The following is a 3,006-nucleotide window of genomic DNA, read 5'->3' as shown; positions in this document are numbered from 1 at the left end:
CCCATTGGGAAAGGTTTTTATCCAAAAGGTGTGTCCAGTTCTCTTCCTCCTGTGAACAGGAAAGGAGGGTTATTGAAATTATAATGAATAATGGAATTCTCATTTGTATGTTTATCTTGTCTTGAGGGTTTAATTATCTAGGGAAATTGACATTTGCCTTTATCCTTTTAATTTGCCTTAAATGGCGGTCGCTGTGCGAGTATATCTGAATACATTTTTGATGGATATTGGGACCAAAATTCACATAATAGATACGCAGGTTTCGGTCTTCTAATTTCACAAAGTCAATTGCCTCTTGACGCATTTTTATTACCCAAGTCAAATTGTCTATGCCTCTATTGTTACCCATAGGAACTGAGTAAGAGAAGGGTTTTGTGAAGTCAGTGGTTTTGTTCTTTTGCTTGTCTTGCGGATCTTGATCCATAAATACACTGTCGGGAGCATAATAGGTATGCTTTGGGAATGGCCCCATTTGCAGTGCAATGGCAATGTCATTGTCAAAGATCAATTCATAAAGTCCGAGGTGCTCAACAATCTGGTTGATGCTCCAGTGTTTAGCACTTTCCTTAAAATTCCACTGGGCTTCTGTTAGGTCTTTTGTTTCAGCAATTAAATCCTGTTTGGAGTGCATTAAGTTGTCCAATAAATACTGCTTATCTGCTTCAGTCCATTGTGGAGGTTCAGGTGCTTTCAGGTTATTGGTTTGTCCATTGACAAAACTTGTGCTAATTAAAATAAGAAAGAATGCTGTTAGGGGTGTTTTCATTTCATTAAAGTACTGAAATAATTGAACACTCTAACCTGACATTTTACTGCCGGTCTGTCAAGGCTAGTATACTTGTTTGATGGTTGCACGGTATTTTTTTCAATATTGTACAGTAAGGGTAATGCCTAAACCTCTTGTAGATGTTAGTTTATTTATTTCCTTCCATTCTCCCTGACTTGTTTTTCTGGTAATAGTAGGGCTTGCGGTTTCTGAAACATCTGTATAGAAAAATAGACCATGCTTTCCCATGTCTTCAATCCATTCCATGGATACAAAAAAGTCATCTTCCATTATGAGATTGTATTTGCTCAGATCAACAGTGAGCTTACCTTTTTTAATTGAGCTGGCAACAATAATGTTTTCTTTCAATAGATTTTGATCCGGCAATCCATTTTTGAGGCTATAAAAGTTAATTCTGAATTTGAAGGTTTCGTAATCATTAGAGGCTATTTGGATATTAAAATCTTTGATAAATACAGGCCTTCTTTTTGTTTTAATAACAATACCCATTTCGTTGCCTAGCAGATTAGTTTCAAATCCTGCTGCATAATTCTTCGATTTATTCTTATTGCCTAATGTATTTTTTTTAGTGTTCGGTTTCTTAAACTTGTTTCCATAAACGATAACCGCCTCCATTTCATATGGCGCTTCATCTAAAGTTACCTCAGTGGCATTGAGCATAAGTTGTTTGAAATCTGCTACCTTGAATAATTTGCTTTTATACCCAATCATTGAGATTTGCAGTTCATTATTATCGTATTTTTCATCTAATGTAATGTGAAACTTACCGTTAAGATCTGTTACTGTCCCTACATTTGCTCCCACTATACCTATATTAACATAGGCTAATCCCTCCATAGATTTACTATCTTTTACTGAACCCTCAATGATAACTTGCCCATTAAGATTGAAGCCTATAATGACTAAAATGGAGATTAAAACTAATTTTTGTATCATATCATATTTTCGCTAGTACCCGAATGTTAATCATGTATATAACCATATTAGGGACGTAACCAATGGATATTGTGTTGGCACGTTACGCATTTAAAAGTAATTAAAATCAAAATAATCGAGCATACCTTGCGTGACGGGTTCAGGTATCACTGATTTAGTAATAACAGGCTGAAGATGATAAAGAGGATAGCTTAAATCAATGTCTAATTTTCCTCTTTGTGAAGCACCTAGTCATTTTCATAGATTCGCAATTTATTCTTAAGTGCAATTAGCTCATTTCTTAAAGCACGCTCTTTTTCCAGTAAATTCAACACAACGTCAATGCCTTCCAGGTTTACGTTTAATTCATAGTGTAGTCTGATAATCTTTTCAAGATCGCTTATCTGGTCTTGATGTATAGAAGGGCCCCGCTCAATAATTTCTACCTTAATAAGCCCCATTTTGTTTAAGGCATCGATAAAAGAAATTTCGATGTTGTAATGCGAGCAAAGGGTCTGTGTTGGTATATAATGCTCTTCTTTCATTTTGTTTTCAATTTTTGCAGTTCCCGAAATAGCTCTTTTTCTTTTTCACTTAGATTGGTAGGTGTTTTAATTTGATAGGTGACTATCATATCGCCAAATGTCCCCTCTTTTTTGTAAATAGGAAACCCTTTTCCTTTTAGCTTAACTTTTGTACCATTTTGGGTTTCGGCCTTTATTTTCAGCTTCACCTTGCCATCAAAAGTATCTACGGTTATCTCTCCACCTAGTGTGGCAGTATATAAATCAAGGTCAATGTTTTGAAATAGATTACTACCTTCTCTTTTGAATTTAGTGTGATTATTGATAATGAATTTTATATATAAATCGCCATTTGGTCCACCATTAATACCTTTGCCCCCTTTACCTTTTATTCTAATAACCTGACCATTTTCAACACCAGCCGGAATGGTTAACCTAATTTTGTGATTATTAACGGTTAGTACCTGTTTTTGAGTTGTGAAAACGTCTTTTAGATTCAAATGCAATTCAGCATTGTAATCCTGACCTTTAAATTTTGGACTACGACTTTGTTGGTAAGATGATCTGCCACCACCGAACATTGATTCAAAAAAATCTGAATAATCTTCACTGGAAAAACCTTGTCCCTGAGAAGTATGTTGGTACTTACTTTCATACTGACTTCTAGCTTTTTCCTGCTCTTCACCATGCTTCCAATCTTTCCCGTACTTATCGTATTTCTTTCTGTTTTCAGGGTCGCTTAATACTTCATTGGCTTCATTTATTTCTTTAAATTTCAAC

General features: G+C 35.2%; 4 protein-coding genes. All 4 read right to left on the bottom strand.

The features are described 5' to 3' along the window. Window positions 1-133: 133 nt before the first annotated feature. Window positions 134-766: a DinB family protein gene (locus tag E1140_RS07870; RefSeq protein WP_155181356.1), complete on the bottom strand. Its 633-nt coding sequence runs from the start codon at window positions 764-766 to the stop codon at window positions 134-136. Between the two features lie 99 nt (window positions 767-865). Continuing rightward, window positions 866-1,723 carry a carboxypeptidase-like regulatory domain-containing protein gene (locus tag E1140_RS07865; protein ID WP_155181353.1) on the bottom strand — a complete coding sequence of 286 codons (858 nt, stop codon included), beginning with the start codon at window positions 1,721-1,723 and terminating at the stop codon, window positions 866-868. Window positions 1,724-1,950: 227 nt separating this feature from the next. Further along, window positions 1,951-2,247, bottom strand: coding sequence for a chaperone modulator CbpM (locus E1140_RS07860; RefSeq protein ID WP_155181350.1), 297 nt, complete (start codon window positions 2,245-2,247; stop codon window positions 1,951-1,953). Next, window positions 2,244-3,006 (bottom strand): DnaJ C-terminal domain-containing protein (locus E1140_RS07855; RefSeq protein ID WP_246202736.1); only part of this gene is annotated, 763 nt, incomplete at its 5' end. The genes E1140_RS07855 and E1140_RS07860, both read right to left, overlap by 4 nt.

The sequence above is a fragment of the Fulvivirga lutimaris genome (genome assembly GCF_009711525.1).
GTDB classification, from domain to species: Bacteria; Bacteroidota; Bacteroidia; order Cytophagales; family Cyclobacteriaceae; genus Fulvivirga; species Fulvivirga lutimaris.
The sequence above is the reverse complement of the archived record's forward strand: the minus strand, read 5'-3'. Positions and strand labels throughout refer to the sequence as shown.

Coding starts and splice junctions, on each gene's coding strand:
- E1140_RS07870 (WP_155181356.1), bottom strand. CDS start 766: ATGAAAACACCCCTAACAGCATTCTTTCTTATTTTAATTAGCACAAGT.
- E1140_RS07865 (WP_155181353.1), bottom strand. CDS start 1,723: ATGATACAAAAATTAGTTTTAATCTCCATTTTAGTCATTATAGGCTTC.
- E1140_RS07860 (WP_155181350.1), bottom strand. CDS start 2,247: ATGAAAGAAGAGCATTATATACCAACACAGACCCTTTGCTCGCATTAC.